Below are 20,191 nucleotides of genomic sequence, written 5' to 3' on the forward strand. Positions count from 1 at the left end.
CATATCCATTCGCTAACCGCTCGTATAACCAGCCAACCGCTCATTTATTCCTGTAACCTCTCGTTTCTTCCTGCTAACCGCTCGTATCTGCTCTCTAACCGCTCGTATACTAATTAACTCTCCCATTCAACTATCTGTCACTTTCCTCTCCCCCTGCAGCTAATAAAAAGCAGCTCAGATGTTCTACGGACACCCCCCTGTTTATATTGCGAATCAAATGCCGTTTCTCGATTACAAAAAAAGACCGTACAGCAAACATGGCATTTCATCATGTTTGCTGACGGTCTCCTCACTATTAAATTGTTTCGCTTCTTTTGCTCCGTGCATAGAGACTGGCTGCCTTTTTGGCAGCTTCCTTAAAAAGCGCCTGTAATTGCTGGAATGCTTGTGGACTGCGCAGTTTTAATTTGACGAAATCAATCCGCTCTTTGCCGTTCATCGGTTCAATGGCACTTCTTTCATCCACTGCATCACAATATACGGCGAGCATTTCTTCGTATAATTGAATGGCTTGTCTCATCCATTGTCCGACGGATGGATTTTTCTCCGCTCGACCTTGATGGATGGTTTCCTGCAATGATGACCATGTCTTCATTGCATTGTCCACCTTACTTTTTGCAGCCTCTGCATTGTCATTCATTTTCTTTCATCCGTTTCTTTCCTTCTCTGCACATCGTGAGAAGTGGACATTCGGGACAATTCGGCTTTTGAGCCTTGCAATGATAGCGTCCGAAAAAGATGAGTTGGTGGTGGACATCACACCATCTTTCTCTCGGCGTCCAGCGCATGAGCTTTTCCTCCACTTGAAGAGGTGTGTCTTTCCAACGATTCATGGCGAGCCTTTTTGCTACCCGCTCCACATGGGTATCGACGGCTAACGCAGGAATGCCGAATGCATTGGATACGACGACATTCGCGGTCTTTCTTCCTACGCCTGGAAAGGTCGTTAGCAAGTCGCGATCTCCCGGGACAATTCCGCCGTATTCATCTACTAGCAACTTGCACAGTGCCTGGATGTTTTTCGCTTTATTTCGAAAGAGACCGATGGACCGGATATCATTTTGTAATTCTTCCAGCGGCACAGCCAAATAGTCTTCTGGCCTTTTATATTTCTGAAAAAGATCCGCTGTTACCCTGTTGACGAGCACGTCCGTGCATTGAGCGGATAGCAGCGTTGCAATGACCAGCTCGAAAGGGTTTTTATGAACCAGCTCACAATGGGCATCCGGGAACATTTTAGCAATTTCGTCCAGGCATACTTCCCATTGTTTTTTTGTTAACATGTCAGCATCACCCTATTCCCGTTCTTCCAACCAATTGTAAAAGTGAATTTTACCTGAAGTTGCCTCACGCTTTGGCATCGGCCGTCCGATTGAAGAACGGAACGGCTTCACATTGCGCTCGATATCCTCCAGTGATTTCACATTCTTTTTCTTCCATTCGAACAAAATACGGTCGATATAGCGCAAGCTCAATTTTTGCGCCAGCACCGCTTCTTTTAGTGCCGCTCGAATGACCTCCACGCGATGGCCATCTTGATCAAGCCACATGGAAATTGTTTCACATTCCATCGGCGAGAGAAGCCTGCCGAATTCCTGTTCAAACAGCGTAAAGATTTCTCCTTCTTCATTGCAATTATTCTGCTCTTCTGCCTGTCCCTCTTCTATAGCGATTTGCTCCATGATGCGGCTCCATAGTGGAAGCAGAGAGAACTTCTCATGAAGGACTCCTTTTTCGTCCTCACTTTGCTCAATCGCCAGGAAACCACGGCGCATGAGATGCTGAAGAATATCCGTCACTTCTTTTTCAGTTAGCTGCATCCGCTCTGCAAATGCGGGCGGGATTGGAAACATGACACCTGCCGATTGAAATGAAAGCATCTGCAGAATAAGCATGGCATCCACATCTTTTATGCCGAGTGATTTATAACGCTGAAAAAAAAGCTGGGAAATGGTTACATTTCCCTGCTCAATCCAAGTACGGAGCCGTTCTTCCTGTTGCATTGTCAGAACACCTCTCTTTATTATGGGTAAAGACGATTCAATAGACGTGGGAACGGAATGGATTCTCTGACATGTTCAGCGCCAGAAATCCATGCAACCGTCCGCTCCAAACCAAGTCCAAAGCCGGAATGGGGAACCGCCCCATATTTGCTAAGATCCAAATACCATTCGTAGGCAGTTTCATCTAGATTGTGTTCCTTGATCCGTTGCTTCATCAATTCATAGTCATGAATCCGCTCAGATCCACCAATGATTTCGCCATAGCCTTCTGGCGCGATCAAGTCGGCACATAGGACAACGTCATCACGGTCCGGATGAGGCTGCATGTAGAATGGTTTAATGCCGATCGGGTAATGCATGATGAACACCGGTTTGTCATAGTGTTCCGCAATTGCTGTTTCATGCGGTGCTCCGAAATCATCGCCCCACTGGATGTCGTCAAATCCTTTTTCGTGAAGGAATTTAATCGCATCATCGTATGTAATGCGTGGGAATGGAGCTTGCACCTTTTCAAGTTTTGAAATGTCGCGTCCGAGCCGCACCAATTCAAGCGGGCAGTTTTGAAGAACGGATTGAACAATATGCGTAACAAATTGTTCTTGAACCTCAAGGCTTTCTGCATGCTCAACAAACGCCATTTCCGGCTCAATCATCCAAAACTCGATCAAGTGGCGACGAGTCTTTGATTTCTCGGCACGGAACGTAGGACCGAATGAGAATACTTTTCCTAACGCCATGGCAGCAGCTTCCATATAAAGCTGGCCGGACTGGGATAGATACGCGTCTTCATCGAAATATTTAGTATGGAATAATTCAGATGTACCTTCAGGTGATGAACCCGTCAAAATTGGCGGATCAATCTTCACAAAACCATTCATATGGAAAAACTCATATGTGGCACGAATGATTTCATCACGGATTTTCATAATGGCATGTTGTTTTCTGGAACGCAGCCACACATGGCGGTGATCCATTAGGAATTCAGTGCCATGTTCCTTTGGTGTAATCGGATAATCAACTGCTTCATGTATCACTTCAATTTCCTTTACTTGCAGTTCATATCCGAACGAAGAACGCTCATCCGTTGTTATTTCACCGATAATATATAGGGAGCTTTCTTGCGTCAAAGACTTCGCTTTTGCGAACATGTCTTCTCCCACTTCTTCCTTCACTACAACACCTTGGACAAACCCGGAGCCGTCGCGCAGCTGCAAAAATGCAATTTTACCACTGGAACGTTTGTTGGCAAGCCATGCTCCCATTTTTACTGTTTCGCCTACATGATCAGGCATCTCGTGTATCATAATTGTTTTCATAAGGACCTCCAAATACTATTGCAGTTTTAGTGTGCTTTATTATTTACAGTTCTTTTCAACAAATTCACGCATCCGTTTAATTGCTTCCTCAATTAAATCGATTGATGTCGCATACGAAAGGCGGATTGTATCCGGAGAACCAAAACCGGAACCTGGAATGACGGCGACCTTTGCTTCTGTTAATAAAGCCGAAGCAAACTCATCGACATTTGAAAAGCCTGTTTTCTCAACCGCTTCCGATACTTCAGGCAGCAAGTAAAATGCCCCTTGAGGTTTTACGACTTTAAAACCTGGAATAGCGGCAAGTTGCGGATATACTTTTTCCAAACGTGATTCGAAATCTTGTCGCATTACTTCTACAGCATCTTGCGGCCCGTTATACGCTTCGATTGTGGCATATTGGGAAGTGGTCGTCGGATTTGATGTAGAGTGGCTTGCCAGGTTAGTCATCGCCGAAACGACTTCTTTATCGCCGGCAATATACCCAATTCTCCACCCTGTCATGGAGTGAGATTTGGAAACACCATTAATAATAAAAGTCCGCTGTTTTGCATCTTCTGATAGCTGGGCAATCGATGTATGCTTCGCATCACCGTAAATCAGTTTCTCATAAATTTCATCAGAAATGATCCAAACATCTTTCTCTTTGCAGACCTCAGCAATTTGCTTCAGCTCTTCTTCCGAGTAGATCATGCCTGTCGGATTCCCTGGCGAATTCACGATGACAGCCTTTGTTTTATCGGTGATGGCTGCTCGAATTTGCTCAGCCGTCACTTTGAAGTGCGCATCCGCTCCCGCTTCTACGAAGACAGGTTTACCGCCGGCAAGTTTGACTTGCTCAGGGTAGCTGACCCAGTACGGAACGGGAATGATGACTTCGTCACCAGGATTAATGATAACTTGAAATAATGTATAGAGGACATGCTTGGCGCCGACGCCTACCATGATCTCATTGCGGGCGTATGCAAGCCCTTGATCTCGCTGCAGCTTTTCAATGATGGCATCCTTTAGAGCGGGAAGGCCTCCGGAAGGCGTATACTTCGTCTTTCCGTCTTTCATCGACTCATACGCCGCTTCTAGGATGTTTGCCGGTGTATTATAATCCGGTTCGCCCGCTCCTAGGCCAATCACATCGATGCCGGCATCCTTCATTTCCTTTGCCTTCGCTGTAATAGCCAATGTTGTTGAAGGGGTTAATGTACTAACTCTTGATGCCAATTCCTTTGTCAATTTCATCCGCTCCCTTATGCCTCAAAGATTCAAGATACGTTTCCACCACTGTCCGTTTTCAAAAAACACATAGACATAATTCAACTTGCCGTTTTCACTGCGGAATGCCACTTCCCATATCGGGTGGTCTTCTTCCAAGCCTAACGTCACATGGAGAATCTTATCCACTTTCAATTCTTTTTTAACTGCCTCAATTGCTTTATCGGGTGAGATGCCATCTGCAAGTGCGACTTCGCCAACCACTTCCCCCTTATCGGTGCTGATGAAGACGGCCTTTTCTTTGCCTGCCTCATCTTTACCATACACGGTAACAAGAGAAGTTGTTCCATTATACGTTTCGGACCGTTCGGCAGTGGCCAATTTCCCCGAGGACAAAGCGACTTCAGAGCTTTTCTCGCCGACTGTAGCATACGGTTTGTTCGCATTATAGAAAACAAGGATAAAGATGGCGATTCCGAGTGCAAGCAAAAAAGCGGTAATAAATTTTATCCAATTCAGCAAAAACTTCCACATCCTGTCTCGGAAACATCTCGCAATTAATTATTTAATCCATAAGCTCTTTTGGATTCTTATTCATTATAACAATCTTCGAGCTCGTTCACCATACGTTCAAGCGACACTTTTTTTACGGGAACGGAAGGCAAGGAATTAAGAAAACGTCTGCCATACGACTTTGTTTCAATCCTTCGATCCAAAATGATGAAGAAGCCTCTTTCCCCAGAAGAACGGACTAAACGGCCAAACCCCTGCCTCAATCGCATGATCGCCTCTGGCAATGCATAGCCGGTGAAAGGATTAATACCCGAATCCGTCAATTTGTCCGCTCTCGCCTTGAATACAGGATCATCGGGCGAAGTGAATGGGAGCCGAACGATGATGATCGCTGATAACGCATCACCGGGAACGTCCACTCCTTCCCAAAAACTATTCGTTCCGAACAGGACGGACTGCTCAAATTGGCGGAATGATTTCAGCAGCTTCATGCGGCTGCCAGAGCTCACTCCCTGAGCAATTAACGCATATTCGGAAAGCAGTTCACTTTCCAAAATCAATTCATACGTCTGCCTTAGCATATCCAGTGAAGTAAATAACGCGAACAGCCTGCCGCCTGTCGCCATAACCGTCTGAACGATGGCATCCGCGACGGCTTCCACATATTCGCTTTGCGCAACCTGCTGGATGTCAGGCATATCTTTCACAATGAAGATATTCGCACCATCATAAAAATGAGGTGGTGCCTCAAATGTCATAAGCGGAACATTCTCTTCTATGCCAAGCTGGCGCAATACAAAACGTTTGTCCTCTTGAACAGACATTGTGCCGGAAGTCCACACAATCCCGACATGCTCTTTCTTTAGTTCCGAGATGAATTGGCTAATATGGGAGGAACCGTCGATCGGGCTTTTTACTACAGTCAAGCTGCCTGGGATGCTGCGTCGATCTTTTTCCAGCCAGATGGCGAAATTCTCCCTTTTTTCATCGAGAAAAATTTCGACCCAGTCCCCTGCTTTGATCGCTAATTCGCGAACCCAGTAGGCCCATTCGGAAAGATATGCCTTTTCCTTGTCTGTCATCTGATCCTGGACAGCAGATAAGGCACTCGTGTAGGACTCCGCAAATTTATAGTATTGATACATCGATTCTGCGACACGCGCCAACGGCTGGCTATCTATTTGCAAGGAAACCAGCGGCACCACAATGCGATTGCTCCTGGCACTGTTATGCTGCTCATTTGGTGATTCCGTCAACAGGCGGATCGCATCATCGAACGCATGCATGAAAGCATCATGCAATTCGAATAGCTGATCCTTAACATATTGGCTGAATGTCCCAAAACGTTTGTGCAGACGGTCGACTTCGAAAAGAAGCTGCCCCTCCGCGTCTGAACTGATTTGTCCGATGACATATTTCCAATTCGTATAGGAAAGGACCGTTTCATTCGAATGGTTAGCGATTTGAATCATCTGATGGGCTTCATCGACGATTAATCCTCCAATTGATTGGAATGCTTTTTTATCGCGATAGCTATCAGATAACAGCGTCGAGTGATTGGTAATGATCAGATCCGCATGTGGACAAGAAGCCAACATCCGATTGTGAAAATCGGCAATTTGTTCATCCGGCGAGAGAACAGAAGATTGCTTCCGTATCCTATCCAAGAACAATTGACCACCGCCGGAAACATTCAGTTCTGTTAAGTCACCCGTAGCGGTTTCGGTGAGCCATACGAGAATTTGCATGATTGCAAACGTCTCATCGTATGATTCATCGATGATCCGCATGAGTTCCTCAAGCTTCCCTAATGAAATATAATGTTCCCGCCCCTTTAGGATAGCAATGCGAAGATCGGCTTCCATCATCCGGCTGATCTTGTCGTAATCTTCAACCGCCATTTTGTCGATCAGATGATTCGTTCCCGTACTTATGACGACGGGTTTGCCCTTTTTCGCGGCATACATGGCAGCCGGAAATAAATAGCCTATCGTCTTTCCGATACCCGTCGGCACCTCCGTTGCTATTTCCTGTTTACCCTCCAAGGCATCCCAAACAGCATCCATAAATTGAAATTGCGCTTCCCTTTTATCTACTGGATGGAACACTTTTCCGAGAAGCTCCATTTTTGCTTTGTCGTCTTTGTAAGGAAAAGGCTTCACTGCAGCTTTGCTAAAAACCGAATAGGCTTCTTCCTGTCTGTAAGGAATTCCCCGAAAAACAGCAAGCTGAGTTGGAAGTTCTTGATCTCTGCTCTCGTTCAAGGCCTGGTACATCAGCATAGAAATATCGGATCGAAGTGAAAATGATCTGCGATGGAGCAGTTTCAATGTCAATGCAGGCAGCTTTCTCAATTTGTTAAGACAAGCTAAAAACAAATGGGCTGTCGCTTCCGCATCATCATCCGCACGATGAGCTACAGGCAAAGATATGCCCAGTTCTTCCGCAATATCTTGGAGCCGGTAACTTGGAGAAGTCGGAAATAGGATTTTCGCCAATTCAACCGTATCAATTTTTTTACCAGACCATTTGTTTACCCGGCATCGTGTAAATTCACTTTGCAGAAAGGACAGGTCGAAGTCCGTATTATGGGCAATAAAAACTTTACCCTCGAGCAACGCCGACACTTCCGATGCAATGTCGTCAAACAACGGTGCATCCTTTACATCTTCCTCTGTAATTGAGGTCAATTGTTGGATAAAGATCGGAATGTCCCTGCCTGGGTTAACAAATCGTGAATACTTGCTTGTTATTTTTCCATTCTCGATCAAAACAATCGCTATCTGGATAATCCGATCGCCTCTTGAAGGTGAATGGCCGGTCGTTTCCAAATCGACGACCGCATATGTATGTGTTGTCATTCCATCATCATCTTCCTGTTTGGATACTACACGGATTGTACCATACAAACGGTTCTGGATAGAGGATTTTGCTATATTAAAACTAAAAAAAGAGGACCGGCATTGTGGAAACCGCCTCTAATTGCCAGGTAAATCCGTCAATTGGAGGCTTACACACTGCCTGACATCCTCTACGCATCCGATTATACAGTCATGCTCGGTTTTTCCACAATTCGTTCTTTAATTCCATTGTTTTCGTCCATAATGAGGACGGTAGGCGCATGATGTTTTGCTTCTTCATCCGAAACATAAATATACGATATGACAATAATGATATCCCCCGGCTGAACAAGGCGTGCTGCTGCACCATTTACGCACATGACCCCGCTGCCGCGTTCACCTGCAATGATATACGTTTCAAATCGCGCGCCATTATTATTGTTGACGATATGCACTTTCTCGTTCGGAAGCAATCCTGCCGCGTCTAATAGATCCTGATCGATCGTAATGCTTCCAACGTAATTCAAATTTGCTTCCATCACAACTGCGCGATGCAGTTTGCTATTCATCATCATTCTGAACATGAAGTATCATCCTTTGTTGACATAATAATATTATCTATTAATCTTGTTTTGGAGAATTTTACAGCACAAGCTAAGATGAATTCAGTGACCTCATCACTTGCTGCGCCTAGATTTGGATACGACAGCACTTTGGCGTAATCGACTTTGCCGGATGTCTCATCTGTAATATATTCGGCCATCGCCTTTTCGATTTCATGTGGTGCAGCTGTGCCGACCATTCGCTGACCGAGCTGCAGTGCTTTATAGATGCTAGGAGCTTCGCTTCTTTCTATTTCACTCAAATTGACATTTCTTGAGCTTTTGGCGAGACCGTTTGCCTCTCGCACCGTCGGGACACGCACGATTTCTGTCCGCAGATTAAAGTCACGGACAAATGTTTCGATAATGGCAAGCTGCTGTGCGTCTTTCATCCCAAAATAGGACCGGTCAGGATCCACCATATTGAACAGCTTTAATAGGACTTTCAAAACGCCATCAAAATGGCCTGGCCTCGATGCGCCGCACAAAACATCCGCCTGCTGGCCGGGCAAAATACGGATTCCTCCGTCGGTCGGGTACATTTCCATAGCGGACGGTGTGAATAAGAAATCTACTCCCGCATCTTTGGCAAGCGCCATATCCCGCTCCAAATCCCTGGGATACGCTTCGTAATCCTCCCCTGGCCCAAATTGCGCCGGATTGACAAAGATACTCATGACTACGATGTCATTATCTGCTTTCGCCTTGGAAACTAGGGATAAATGTCCTTCATGCAAGAAACCCATCGTTGGCACAAAGCCGATTGACCTTCCATTACGATTATTTCGATCCAAGTGTTTTATGAGTTCGTTTTTAGTAGTGATTACATCCATCGCCTTTGTCCTCTTCTCTTTCAATTTCCGCCATACAAGGCTGCCAGCTCTTCTTCTTTCATTGTGAAACTATGCTTGGCTGCTGGAAATTCACCTTGTTTGACAGCGCGATTGTACGCCATAAGCCCATTCGTAATTTCGGAACCAATGCTGGCATATGCTTCAACGAATTTTGGCACATGGTGTTTTCCGTATTGGACGGTGTCATGGAAAACAAGCACCTGACCGTCAACCGCACTTCCTGCGCCAATGCCAATGACCGGCACAGAGACCGCTTTTGCCAGCTCTTCTGCAAGCTGGTGAGGAATGCATTCCACGACAATCATGCATGCACCAGCGTCCTCACACGCCTTCGCATCACGAATGAGTTGCTGCGCTGCTTCAGCCGTCTTACCTTGGACCTTGTAACCGCCAATGACAGCGGCCGATTGTGGAAGCAGGCCAAGATGCGCTACTACTGGAATACCTGTTGAAGTGAGCAGCCGAATGCCATCAATCACCTTGCCGGCCCCTTCCAACTTTAGTGCATTCGCACCCGTCTCCTGAAAAAGACGCATCGCGTTCTGAAGCGTGCGATCTTCCGAGCCATGGTACGTCCCGAACGGCATATCAACGACAATAAAAGTGTCCCTTGCTCCTCTGCGTACCGCTTTGCCGTGGTGGACCATATCTGCCACCGTCACAGAAACGGTAGAGTCGTAACCAAGAACGACCATGCCGAGTGAATCGCCAACGAGAAGAACATCCATTTCCGCCTCCTCTGCCAGTTGCGCAGATGGATAGTCGTACGCTGTCAGCATCACGATCTTTTCTCCATTTTGCTTCATTTTCAAGAAATCTGCCGTGCTCTTCATTTACTACCATCTCCCTCTCGATTAAGTTCAACACTGAAGGCCATGCGTTCGAACTGTCTCTTAGAGAAAACCGAAGTTGAATATCTATGCTGTTGTCTGCCAAAACAAATAAAAACCCTTCCAATCCAAAAAAGGACAGAAGGGTTGTGTTGTAAGCAGTAATGGTTTCCTCCGTCCCTGTCTTTTCCAAGATCAAGGCAGAACTTATAAAATTTCAAGACATGCCGGTTACTGGTGCAGTTCGGTGATGATACTGCCCTTCAGCCTAACTATAACAAAACGCATAATCGTTGTATACCGTTATTTTGCGATTTGAATATCTGCGGAATAAATTCCCCGAATTGTTCCATCATCGAGTTTCAGCTCCAACAGCCCTTCTTCGGAAATGCCGATTGCTGTTCCTTCAATCGTCTCATTCAACATGACGGCACGAACCCGTTTGCCAACTGTATTGGAATAGCTCTCCCAAAGTAATTTAATCGGCGCAAATCCATTCTTTACATACATTTTTGTATATAACTCCAAATAATAAAGAATGGCTGCAACCAAACGGGATCGATCGACCTTTTCGCCCGTTACCAAATGTAGCGACGTGGCAATTTCTTGTAATTCCTCAGGAAAGTCTGCCTGTTCCTGATTCGCATTAATGCCCATTCCAAGAATGATCGCTTTGACCCGGTCCATATCCGCCTGTAATTCCGTAAGGATGCCGGTCATTTTCTTGCCGTTTATCAGAATATCATTCGGCCATTTGATTGTCGGCTGCACTTCGGCCACCTCTTCCATTGCCCGGACAATGGCAACCGCCGCCACTAGTGTCATTTGCGGCGCTTGCTGCGGCATAATGGATGGCCGTATGATCAAGCTCATCCAAATCCCTTTTCGGGCCGATGAAGACCAAGGGCGAGACATTCTGCCTTTTCCGGCGGTCTGTTCCTCGGCAATGATCAACGTCCCGTCTGCTGCCCCATTTTGTGCTTCTTCATGCGCAATGGATTGTGTCGTAGGACAGCTCTCGAAATATTGGATATGCCGGCCGTAATCGTTTGCCTTCAAATGGCGCTGAATTGCCGCTGCATTCACCACATCCGGTGTATCCAGCAAATAATATCCTTTTTTTCGGACAGAACCGATTTGATAGCCGTCGGACTCCAATTCCTTTATATACTTCCACACTGCAGTTCGGGAAACACCCATTCGGTCTGCCATGTCCTGTCCTGAAACCGGTGTCCGGCCACTCATCATCAACTGTTTTAGTATTTCATCTTTGCCTCGTAAACTCATAGAGAAACCATCCCTTTATCTCTTCACTGTCGTTCCTGCAGTCACCCAGAATAACTGCCCGTTCGATTGTATCCAGCCACTCGCCGACCCAGCGGCCTCCCTTTGATTTGGACCAAGCAAGCAGGTCAGTACCTGTCACGGCCAGCTCTTGTTTTGACCGGATCGGCAATGCGGCAATCTTTTCCCGAATTTCATCCGGGCCGAGGAACGGATTATCCGGATGCAGGCATTGATAAATTGCTTCCGCTGCAAGGAGCACCTGCTCCCCCCATCGATAATAATCGATATTGGAATAAAATTGAGCCTCCCTTGTTTGGAGTACCGCATGTATAGATCGCAAAAAAGTTTTTTCCGCATTGGACATTTTATAGGCACGCGCTAGCTGCAACGGCTCCAAATCACCCGCCATCATCAAAGTAGCCCAACCTTCCAGCGAGGCTTGAAAAGGACCTTGCATACAGGAGGCTGCCCTGAACGTTTCAGGATAGGCCGGCAAATGCGCACCAATGCCCGTCTCACGAATGTACTCGAATGCCTTCGTCGGTTCCTTGCCAAGGAAAAGCTTGTCCCACTCGGCCTTTAAGCGCTCTGCTGCGATATGTTCGATCTCCTTAGCCAAAAGTCCAATTGCACCGCAAGTCGAATCTTCAATGGCAAAGCCAAGAACGGAGGAAAAACGGATTGCACGGAACATGCGGAGGGCATCTTCCTTGAAACGTTCCTCTGCTGCTCCAACCGCCCGGATCAAACGATTGTCGATGTCTTGTTTCCCTCCGAAAGGATCAATCAGTCTCCCGTCTAATGACAATGCCATGGCATTCATCGTAAAATCACGCCGTTTTAGATCTTCTTCGAGTGATCTGACAAATGTCACTTCGTCTGGCCTGCGATGATCCGAATAAGTACCTTCCGTTCGATAGGTTGTCACCTCAATCGGTTCACCTTCATACAGAACAAGAACGGTGCCATGTTGAATTCCAACATCTACAGTATTCGGAAAAACCTCCTTTACTTCTTCAGGAGTGGCAGACGTAGCTATGTCGATATCGGATGCCTCTTTTCCTAACAAGAGATCACGAACCGCACCGCCGACAAAAACCGCTTCATATCCCACAGAGAGCAGCTTCGAAACGACTCCTCTGCTGGCACTTGTCCCAAATGGATAGTTCATTTTCTTCCCGCCATTTCATAATAAAGGCTTTCATAACGTTCGACGATTGAAGCCGAATCAAAACGCCTTGGAACAGTTTGCAATGCATTCTGCCTGAATTCTTCGTGTAATGAGGCGTCCTGTAACAGGCTAAGTGCTTTTTCTGCAACACTTTTTGTATCGCCAAGCTCAACAAGAAAACCGTTCACCCCATCTTCTACTACTTCCGGAATGCCGCCAATATTTGTACCGATCGCAGGGACCCCGCATGCAAAGGCTTCAAGCAGGACAAGCCCGAATGCTTCCTTTTCAGATAGCAAAAGCATCACGTCGCTGATTGAAAGAAGCTCCGGCAAGTCATCTCGCTTCCCTGTAAAGACGACGTCTTCCAAAAGACCATGCTCCTTAACCAAGTCAAATATCGGTTTCCATTCAGGTCCTTCACCGACTAACAGGAGTTTCGCCTTTTCCTGCTGGCGTATCAGCCGGAAGCTTTCAATGATATCCGGTATTCGCTTTACCTTTCTGAAGTTCGAGATATGGATGAGCACCTTGTCCTCTTTGTCAATCCCAAGTTCCTCTTTTAGTCCAGGTGCATCAACCGGCTTGTATTTCTCTTCATCTATGAAATTGTAGATTGTGATTATTTCATTTGTTGGCTGAATCAGTTCCAGCGTCTCCTGCCGCAATGACGCGGATACGGCTGTTGTCACATTGGATTTGTCGATGCCGTAGCGCACCGTATTTCGGAGAGCAGGATCATGGCCAAGTACAGTTACGTCTGTGCCATGCAATGTTGTAATGACTCCGATATCCGAATTCGCCATATCCTTTGCAAGCGCAGCCGAAATCGCATGGGGCACCGCATAGTGTACGTGTAAAAGGTCCAGCTGTTCCGACTCGATTACTTGTGCAATCCGATTGGCAAGGGCAATGTCGTATGGTGGATACTTGAATACGGCGTACCCATCTATTTTCACTTCATGGAACTGGATATTCGGATGAATGTCCAGCAATCTGAATGGCTTGCTCGATGTAATATAATGCAATTCATGGCCTCGTTCCGCCATTTTCAAACCTAGCTCTGTCGCTACGACACCCGATCCACCAAGTGAAGGATAACAGATGACTCCCACTTTTAATTTTCTCAAATGACAACACCCCTCTCAAAAGCAGCTGGAACGCTTGCTTTAGTCTAAAATCTCTTCTAATCCATAAATTAAGCCGCTACTGCCGGCTACATGCCGGATGGCCATAATAATTCCAGGCATGAAACTATTCCGGTCAAATGAATCATGGCGAATCGTAAGCAATTCCCCTTCACCGCCAAGTAAAACTTGCTGATGGGCAAGCAGTCCAGGCAGCCGAACGCTGTGGATTTTCATGCCTTCCACATCTCCGCCTCTTGCACCTGCCAAGTGCTCCTGTTCTTCCGGATGTCCCTGGATATGACTCGGTCTGATGCTTTTTATCATGTTCGCAGTTTTTACCGCAGTTCCGGATGGCGCGTCCAATTTTCGGTCATGATGCATTTCAATGATCTCAACATCACCTAAGTATCGCGCCGCTTGTGCTGCAAATTTCATCATCAAGACCGCGCCGATTGAAAAGTTAGGAGCAATGATGGCACCAACGCCAGTTTCATTAACCAGTTCAGAAATGGAGTGCAGTTCCTCCTCGCTTAATCCAGAAGTTCCGACTACGGGATGGATGCCAAGCGAGATGGCTTCTTTCACATTATGAAAGACGGCGTCAGGATCCGTCACATCTAATAACACATCCGGTTGAACGTCCTTTGCCAATTCTGCTAAAGAGGTGTAAATTGGAATTCCGGCTGGGCCTTCACCGATGGAAGATCCGTTGATGTATTTCCCGCCGTGTTTATAATCTAATGCGGCAACTACCTCCGCATCCATCGCTTCCTCAATCGCTTTTCTGGCTGTAGTGCCCATTCTTCCTCTCGCACCTGCGATTGCTACTTTGATTGTCAATCCAATTCCTCCTTCTTCGTCCAGCGGTCTGCATCTCGATGTTTGAATTTATTTAAAACTGTTGTAAGGGAATCTTCCAGATCAATCCCTTGCGCATTAGCAAAGCAGATGAGGACAAACAACAGATCGCCCGTCTCTTCAGCTAGAGATTTTATGGCTTCCGTCTCTTTTTTCTTTTTCATGCCATACACATGCTGCACTTCCCTGGAAAGTTCGCCTAATTCCTCGGTCAGGCGTGCCAGTAATTCCATTGGCGGAAAATAGCCTTCCTTAAAACCGCTTATGTATTGGTCTACTTCATCCTGTAATTGTTTCATCGTTTTCAATTGTTCCATTTGCGTCTACTCCCTCCATTTGATATCGTATTCATTCAGGGGACTGTTGTCAAAATTTGAAGAATCATTGATAATAATATCGATAGTATTCAAAAGGAAAGGCGGGACAAGGGTTGTTGGCCGGCATAAAACTAAAAAATATCTTTTTCATCATCCTCGGAGCTGCCATATTCAGCTTTGGACTGGTTCATTTCAACATTCAACATGAGTTGGCCGAGGGAGGATTTACGGGTATTACCCTCATTTTGCTCTTTGCATTTAAATGGGATCCCGCCATTATGAACCTCGTCTTGAACATTCCGATGTTCCTGCTCGGTTGGAAGCTGCTCGGCCGTCGATCTTTTATTTATACGGTTCTCGGTACGGTGTCTGTTTCGGTATTTCTAAAGGTCTTTATGAAATACCAATATAACATTCATTTGGAAGGAGATATGTTCCTTGTCGCCCTGTTTGCCGGTGTTTTTATCGGCATCGGCCTCGGAATCATCTTCCGCTTTGGCGGAACGACCGGCGGAGTGGATATCATCGCCCGGCTTGGCCATAAATACAGAGGCTGGAGCATGGGGCGCACAATGTTCATGTTCGACGCAGGTGTCATTCTGCTGTCATGGATCGTCTACCTGGACCATCGTTCTGTCATGTACACACTCGTCGCTCTCTTTGTCGGGGCCCGTGTGATCGATTTTGTACAGGAAGGTGCCTACGCTGCGCGGGGAGCCTTTATCATATCAGATCATCAGGATGCCATTGCAACAAAAATTGCAGTTGATATGGATCGAGGGGTAACGGTTTTCAGAGGATATGGTCATTTCACCAAGTCCGACCGCGAAATTTTATATTGTGTCGTTGGCAAAAATGAATTGATGCGCCTGAAAAACATTGTCATTTCAGTCGACCCCCACGCGTTCGTATCCGTCACAGAGGTTCATGATGTGCTAGGTGAAGGATTTACTTTGGATGATCAGAAGCAACCATTGGAAAAGTAGTCAAAAAAACCGTCTTTACGAGTCGTAAGGACGGTTTTTCTGTGATCAGTCGTTCCGGTTCGTGAAAATCAACACAAGACGGAGCAATTCAAGCACAGCTACTGCAGTTGCCGCCACATATGTCATGGCTGCTGCACTTAGCACTTTCTTTGCGTGTGGCTCTTCTTCATTCCGAATAATGCCCAGTTCAACGATTTGATTCATCGCGCGGCTGGAAGCATTGAACTCAACCGGCAATGTGACGATTTGAAACAGCACACCGACAGCCATCAAAAGGATCCCAATACCCAATAAAGAGTTTAAGCTCGTTACAAACAAACCAATCATGATGAAAATCCAAGAAGCATTTGATGTGATGTTTGCGACCGGTGCTAACCGATGGCGGAATCGAAGGAAAGCATACGCCTCTTTGTCCTGTATAGCATGGCCAACTTCATGGGCTGCTACAGCAGTTCCCGCTACGGAAGCTTCATGATAGTTTTGTGGAGAAAGTGCGACAATTTTAGTGATCGGATTGTAATGATCACTTAGGAATCCTTGGCTTTCCACCACTTTTACGTCATGGAGACCATTATGATCCAATATCATGCGAGCCACTTCAGCTCCCGTCATACCGGAAGTTGAACGGATTCTCGAATATTTATTATACGTACTTTTCACTTTGAACTGAGCATAAAGCGGCAGCAAAATGATGATGCCCAGATAAACCAAAAACATCTTCGTTTCCTCCCCTTTCTCTATACTACTATTTTATATGCCACAAAGGCGGTCCGCAACTATTACGTCTATCCATTTACAAGGATGGTTCTTTTCTTCCAAACATAATAGGCTATGGATATACAGCCAATGGACAACCAAAAGGTGAAATAGCCGATTCGGTCCATATGACGCATCAAATCATGATAAATTGGCATTTGCCCAAATACATAGTCGATGACGTCATTATGTAATGTCCAAATAGCAGCGATGACCACATGCTTAAATTGAAAACGGTAGAACGGAATATAGAGGATAGCCTGCAGCGCCATGGCAGAATGTGACACAACCAACATCCAGCCGGCCCATCCGATCGATCCAGTTTCCACTAATGTTAGGAGATTCATGACTACTGCCCAAACTCCATATTTCACAAGTGTAATTAACGCCAGCGCTTCAATCAATTTAAAGTTTTTGCCGATTAGCCAAGCAAAAAGAGCAATACAAAAGAACAAGCTGGCAGTTGGGCTATCCGGCACAAAGATCCAAAAGATCGGCTTTGTTATTTCTAGCTGCCACATGTACCAATCATATCCGTATACCGTTCCAAGTATATTGACGAAAAGCAAAATCCATAAAAATGATCTATTTGACAATATGAGCCATAGCATATCTTTAAGCGTAGTCAATGACATCTCTCCAAACCGTCATTATATGTATATAGAGCAATTGTTTACGCGATCCTGCTCATTTAATCAACAATGGATAATAAAAAAAGAGTCAGTTTCCTGACTCTTTTTAATTATTCTTTGTTTAAGCCTTCGATGAATTCAGCAAGGACTTGCAAATCTTCATCAGATCCTGTCCATTGTCCTGCTGGCATGCCACCGATACCATTGTGAGCAATGTCTGCAATCTCATCAGCAGTTAAGCCAGTATTGACCAACGCAGGGCCGACGCCACCTTGGAACGCATCCCCGTGACAACCAATACAAGATGATCCCGCATAAATTTGGTATCCTTCAGAGTTCTCGTCAAATTCAACCTCTTCTACGATCGCACCTTGTGCTTTCGCTTTTTCCCAGTCATGGTTCACGACAGATTCCCAAGTCAAATAGAAAATAGCTGCGAAAGCTAGAAGCATGAATCCAGTAGGAAGCGGACGCTTGAATGGGCGACGCTCTTTTGAAGTATCCATAAATGGCACTAACATCAATGCTCCAACTGCAAGACCTGGTATGATAATAGCTCCGATGACGTTGTATGGTCCGGAAGCAAATTCATACTTCAGTAACTGGTACATGAAAAGGAAATACCAGTCAGGAACAGGGATGTACGTTGTATCCGTCGGATCGGCTTGACGCTCAAGCGGAGACGGATGGGCAACCGTTACAATAAGATATCCGATAAGGAAAACAGCTCCAACCATCCACTCCTTCAATAGGAAGTTTGGCCAGAAAGCTTCTGTTTTACCAGGATATTCTGAGTAGTCTTTTGGGACATTGGGTTTCCGATTTGCAGAAATCCGGGAATCCCCAACAAATTTCATACCTTTTCCGCGATGCATTTTGTCCCCTCCTTATTCTAAATATAAGACAAACAACATCTAAATCTTATAGTGGTCCAGAAATACCTTGTCTTCTGATCATGATAAAGTGCGCTGCAAGCAACCCAAGCAAAGCAGCTGGCAAGAAGAATACATGAATCGCGAAGAAACGTGTCAAAGTTTGTGCACCTAGGATTGTTGAATCACCCGCAAGCAGGATCTTGATCTGCTCACCAATGAATGGAACGGATGCTGCGATTTCGATACCTACTTTAGTAGCGAATAACGCTTTCATATCCCATGGCAATAAGTAACCTGTGAAACCAAGACCTAACATGACGACGAAAATAAGCACGCCGACGATCCAGTTAAGTTCACGAGGTTTCTTATAAGAACCTGTAAAGAATACACGCAGCGTATGTAGGAACATCATAACGATAACAAGCGACGCTCCCCAGTGGTGCATCCCACGCACAATTTCACCGAATGCAACTTCATTTTGAAGGTAGTAGACGGATTTCCATGCATTTTCGATATCCGGAGTATAGTACATTGTAAGGAACATACCGGATAAGATCTGAATGACCGTTACGAAAAATGTCAAACCTCCGAAACAATAAATGAATGCAGAAAAATGATGTGCAGGGTTTACGTGCTCAGGTACTTCATGGTCAGCAATATCACGCCATATAGGGGTGATATCCAACCGTTCATCAACCCAATCATAAATTTTATTTAGCACTTCGGTCGTACCCCCTTACATTTTAAACTAATGTGTTTGGAACAGTTTTTCCAAGATAAACGAAGCCATCCACTTCTTGGACTTGAAATTCATCAAGCGGACCTAGCGGTGGAGTTCCAGCTACGTTCTTTCCATTTTTCTCGTAACGTCCAGCGTGGCAAGGGCAGAAGAATTCGTTCTTATGATTGTCCCCTTCCCAGTTCACTGTGCATCCAAGATGCTTACAGACAGGAGAAAGCGCGATGACTGTATCGCCTTCTTTATAGACCCAAGCGGTATTCGAGACGTCGGATTTGTACCAAGCATCTTTCCGATCTTTGATCGTAAAATCGACACGTACTGGCACATCAGTCAATTCATCCACTTTTTGCGAGGTTGCAATAAAATCCCCGTCACTTTTCGCTTGCAATACCGGATCGATCGCAAAGCGGACCATCGGCATCACTGCTGCCGAAACCATGAATCCACCGACGCCCATCAAGGAATAGCTTAGGAATTGGCGTCTTGACACTTTGCTGCTCATCAGTTTCCCTCCTCTAACTCCAAAATCAGTCCAACGGACATACTATTGCTAATTGTAATACTAGGACATATCTATGATATATCAATATTGCCGTAAATTCAATCATGCATTCGACAGGAAAAACAGTTTGTGAACAAATGATGAATTTTGAAAAATGGCAAGACTGAAATGTCATCAAACAATCATTAACGCAATTCTACAACTGCTTGAAATTCAAGTTGAATTCACTTTTTTCAAGCATATCACAACTGGCGTGGAAAACGTTAAGCAGAAGCCCATTTTTCAGTGAACTTCGGCAAAACTTGCCGCAATTGGTCCTCCAAGATCGTTTGGCGAAGCTGGACATCCATACTTTCCACAGGAATCGAAGGCAGCCAGATGACTTGTCCATTGTCATCAGATGAAACCCATGCAGGATCGGTTGTCAGAAAGAAAATATGTTTAAATGGCGACTCCTTAAAAGAATCCAGTAAATCTGCCTTCAATTCAGTAATAGCTGTCGATCCGGTATAAGAAAACGGAGGGGCGAACATCATCCGTCCCTTGAATTGAGTCTCGATCATGGAAGACAGCAACATGGTGAACTCTGCAGCTGATGCACTCATCTTCATCTTTTCCAATGCCGGTTCGACTTTAATCAGGGGAATAACAAGCGTATCGATGTATTCTTTTTGCTGTAAATATGTATCCATATCTTTTCCGGTCCAATTCATAGACTATCTCTCCCTCATATCAATCATACATGCCCATCATAACATGAGGCGGACA

Annotated in this window: 22 protein-coding genes; 1 reads left to right on the plus strand and 21 read right to left on the minus strand. The window is 45.5% G+C overall.

All coding sequences use genetic code 11. The features are described from left to right. Positions 1–295: 295 nt before the first annotated feature. The 15 genes from L7D49_RS18530 to L7D49_RS18600 all read right to left on the minus strand — a co-directional run bounded on the left by L7D49_RS18530 (position 296) and on the right by L7D49_RS18600 (position 14,930). Positions 296–640: a YpoC family protein gene (locus tag L7D49_RS18530; protein WP_336246407.1), complete on the minus strand. Its 345-nt coding sequence runs from the start codon at positions 638–640 to the stop codon at positions 296–298. Further along, entirely contained in the window at positions 633–1,283 is a 651-nt protein-coding gene (gene nth / locus L7D49_RS18535; RefSeq protein WP_238083701.1) for an endonuclease III, read from the minus strand. Before nth ends, L7D49_RS18530 begins: the two co-directional genes overlap by 8 nt. Before the next feature lie 12 nt (positions 1,284–1,295). Continuing rightward, on the minus strand, positions 1,296–2,003 hold the full coding sequence (locus tag L7D49_RS18540; protein WP_238083703.1) for a DnaD domain-containing protein: 708 nt from the start codon (positions 2,001–2,003) through the stop codon (positions 1,296–1,298). Positions 2,004–2,023: 20 nt separating this feature from the next. Next, positions 2,024–3,319, minus strand: coding sequence for an asparagine--tRNA ligase (gene asnS, locus L7D49_RS18545; RefSeq protein WP_238083705.1), 1,296 nt, complete (start codon positions 3,317–3,319; stop codon positions 2,024–2,026). Positions 3,320–3,358: 39 nt separating this feature from the next. Beyond that, a complete protein-coding gene (locus L7D49_RS18550; RefSeq protein ID WP_272493184.1) occupies positions 3,359–4,549 on the minus strand; it encodes a pyridoxal phosphate-dependent aminotransferase in 1,191 nt (396 codons plus the stop codon). Between the two features lie 21 nt (positions 4,550–4,570). Then, positions 4,571–5,050 (minus strand): cell wall elongation regulator TseB-like domain-containing protein, encoded by a 480-nt coding sequence (locus tag L7D49_RS18555; protein WP_238083709.1) that lies wholly within the window; start codon positions 5,048–5,050, stop codon positions 4,571–4,573. A 68-nt stretch (positions 5,051–5,118) separates the two neighbouring features. Beyond that, positions 5,119–7,902 (minus strand): ATP-dependent DNA helicase DinG, encoded by a 2,784-nt coding sequence (gene dinG / locus L7D49_RS18560; protein WP_238083711.1) that lies wholly within the window; start codon positions 7,900–7,902, stop codon positions 5,119–5,121. Between the two features lie 182 nt (positions 7,903–8,084). Further along, on the minus strand, positions 8,085–8,465 hold the full coding sequence (panD, locus tag L7D49_RS18565; protein ID WP_238083713.1) for an aspartate 1-decarboxylase: 381 nt from the start codon (positions 8,463–8,465) through the stop codon (positions 8,085–8,087). Further along, the gene (panC, locus tag L7D49_RS18570; protein ID WP_238083715.1) at positions 8,453–9,316 is read right to left on the minus strand and encodes a pantoate--beta-alanine ligase; all 864 of its coding nucleotides are present in this window, start codon (positions 9,314–9,316) and stop codon (positions 8,453–8,455) included. Before panC ends, panD begins: the two co-directional genes overlap by 13 nt. Positions 9,317–9,336: 20 nt before the next feature. Continuing rightward, entirely contained in the window at positions 9,337–10,170 is an 834-nt protein-coding gene (gene panB / locus L7D49_RS18575) for a 3-methyl-2-oxobutanoate hydroxymethyltransferase (RefSeq protein WP_238083718.1), read from the minus strand. A 300-nt stretch (positions 10,171–10,470) separates the two neighbouring features. Continuing rightward, positions 10,471–11,454, minus strand: coding sequence for a biotin--[acetyl-CoA-carboxylase] ligase (locus L7D49_RS18580; RefSeq protein WP_238083720.1), 984 nt, complete (start codon positions 11,452–11,454; stop codon positions 10,471–10,473). Next, complete coding sequence (locus L7D49_RS18585) at positions 11,432–12,625, minus strand: CCA tRNA nucleotidyltransferase (RefSeq protein WP_238083722.1); 1,194 nt, start codon at positions 12,623–12,625, stop codon at positions 11,432–11,434. Before L7D49_RS18585 ends, L7D49_RS18580 begins: the two co-directional genes overlap by 23 nt. After that, entirely contained in the window at positions 12,622–13,755 is a 1,134-nt protein-coding gene (bshA, locus tag L7D49_RS18590) for an N-acetyl-alpha-D-glucosaminyl L-malate synthase BshA (protein WP_238083723.1), read from the minus strand. The genes L7D49_RS18585 and bshA overlap by 4 nt, the downstream gene beginning before the upstream one ends. 39 nt (positions 13,756–13,794) lie before the next feature. Continuing rightward, positions 13,795–14,595 (minus strand): 4-hydroxy-tetrahydrodipicolinate reductase, encoded by an 801-nt coding sequence (gene dapB, locus L7D49_RS18595; RefSeq protein ID WP_269136060.1) that lies wholly within the window; start codon positions 14,593–14,595, stop codon positions 13,795–13,797. Beyond that, positions 14,592–14,930 carry a nucleotide pyrophosphohydrolase gene (locus L7D49_RS18600; RefSeq protein WP_238083725.1) on the minus strand — a complete coding sequence of 113 codons (339 nt, stop codon included), beginning with the start codon at positions 14,928–14,930 and terminating at the stop codon, positions 14,592–14,594. The genes dapB and L7D49_RS18600 overlap by 4 nt, the downstream gene beginning before the upstream one ends. Positions 14,931–15,043: 113 nt before the next feature. Between L7D49_RS18600 and L7D49_RS18605 the strand changes: the two genes are divergently transcribed. Then, complete coding sequence (locus L7D49_RS18605) at positions 15,044–15,916, plus strand: YitT family protein (RefSeq protein WP_238083727.1); 873 nt, start codon at positions 15,044–15,046, stop codon at positions 15,914–15,916. A 45-nt stretch (positions 15,917–15,961) separates the two neighbouring features. Here L7D49_RS18605 and L7D49_RS18610 read toward each other — a convergent pair whose 3' ends face one another. The 6 genes from L7D49_RS18610 to L7D49_RS18635 all read right to left on the minus strand — a co-directional run bounded on the left by L7D49_RS18610 (position 15,962) and on the right by L7D49_RS18635 (position 20,136). Beyond that, on the minus strand, positions 15,962–16,633 hold the full coding sequence (locus L7D49_RS18610; protein WP_238083729.1) for a zinc metallopeptidase: 672 nt from the start codon (positions 16,631–16,633) through the stop codon (positions 15,962–15,964). Between the two features lie 68 nt (positions 16,634–16,701). Then, positions 16,702–17,307: a lipoprotein heptaprenylglyceryl N-acetyltransferase LhaT gene (lhaT, locus tag L7D49_RS18615; protein WP_238083731.1), complete on the minus strand. Its 606-nt coding sequence runs from the start codon at positions 17,305–17,307 to the stop codon at positions 16,702–16,704. 107 nt (positions 17,308–17,414) lie between these two features. Further along, positions 17,415–18,179: a menaquinol-cytochrome c reductase cytochrome b/c subunit gene (locus L7D49_RS18620; RefSeq protein ID WP_238083733.1), complete on the minus strand. Its 765-nt coding sequence runs from the start codon at positions 18,177–18,179 to the stop codon at positions 17,415–17,417. A 46-nt stretch (positions 18,180–18,225) separates the two neighbouring features. After that, a complete protein-coding gene (gene qcrB, locus L7D49_RS18625) occupies positions 18,226–18,900 on the minus strand; it encodes a menaquinol-cytochrome c reductase cytochrome b subunit (protein WP_184206442.1) in 675 nt (224 codons plus the stop codon). Positions 18,901–18,922: 22 nt separating this feature from the next. Next, the gene (locus tag L7D49_RS18630; RefSeq protein ID WP_272493187.1) at positions 18,923–19,426 is read right to left on the minus strand and encodes a QcrA and Rieske domain-containing protein; all 504 of its coding nucleotides are present in this window, start codon (positions 19,424–19,426) and stop codon (positions 18,923–18,925) included. 260 nt (positions 19,427–19,686) lie between these two features. After that, entirely contained in the window at positions 19,687–20,136 is a 450-nt protein-coding gene (locus L7D49_RS18635; RefSeq protein WP_238083738.1) for a YpiF family protein, read from the minus strand. Between the last annotated feature and the right edge of the window lie 55 nt (positions 20,137–20,191).

Source organism: Sporosarcina cyprini (assembly GCF_022048975.1).
In the GTDB taxonomy this organism is placed as follows: domain Bacteria; phylum Bacillota; class Bacilli; order Bacillales_A; family Planococcaceae; genus Sporosarcina; species Sporosarcina cyprini.

Coding starts and splice junctions, on each gene's coding strand:
- L7D49_RS18530 (WP_336246407.1), bottom strand. CDS start 640: ATGAATGACAATGCAGAGGCTGCAAAAAGTAAGGTGGACAATGCAATG.
- nth (WP_238083701.1), bottom strand. CDS start 1,283: ATGTTAACAAAAAAACAATGGGAAGTATGCCTGGACGAAATTGCTAAA.
- L7D49_RS18540 (WP_238083703.1), bottom strand. CDS start 2,003: ATGCAACAGGAAGAACGGCTCCGTACTTGGATTGAGCAGGGAAATGTA.
- asnS (WP_238083705.1), bottom strand. CDS start 3,319: ATGAAAACAATTATGATACACGAGATGCCTGATCATGTAGGCGAAACA.
- dinG (WP_238083711.1), bottom strand. CDS start 7,902: ATGACAACACATACATATGCGGTCGTCGATTTGGAAACGACCGGCCAT.
- panD (WP_238083713.1), bottom strand. CDS start 8,465: ATGTTCAGAATGATGATGAATAGCAAACTGCATCGCGCAGTTGTGATG.
- panC (WP_238083715.1), bottom strand. CDS start 9,316: ATGGATGTAATCACTACTAAAAACGAACTCATAAAACACTTGGATCGA.
- panB (WP_238083718.1), bottom strand. CDS start 10,170: ATGAAGAGCACGGCAGATTTCTTGAAAATGAAGCAAAATGGAGAAAAG.
- L7D49_RS18580 (WP_238083720.1), bottom strand. CDS start 11,454: ATGAGTTTACGAGGCAAAGATGAAATACTAAAACAGTTGATGATGAGT.
- L7D49_RS18585 (WP_238083722.1), bottom strand. CDS start 12,625: ATGAACTATCCATTTGGGACAAGTGCCAGCAGAGGAGTCGTTTCGAAG.
- L7D49_RS18600 (WP_238083725.1), bottom strand. CDS start 14,930: ATGGAACAATTGAAAACGATGAAACAATTACAGGATGAAGTAGACCAA.
- L7D49_RS18610 (WP_238083729.1), bottom strand. CDS start 16,633: ATGTTTTTGGTTTATCTGGGCATCATCATTTTGCTGCCGCTTTATGCT.
- lhaT (WP_238083731.1), bottom strand. CDS start 17,307: ATGTCATTGACTACGCTTAAAGATATGCTATGGCTCATATTGTCAAAT.
- L7D49_RS18620 (WP_238083733.1), bottom strand. CDS start 18,179: ATGCATCGCGGAAAAGGTATGAAATTTGTTGGGGATTCCCGGATTTCT.
- L7D49_RS18635 (WP_238083738.1), bottom strand. CDS start 20,136: ATGAATTGGACCGGAAAAGATATGGATACATATTTACAGCAAAAAGAA.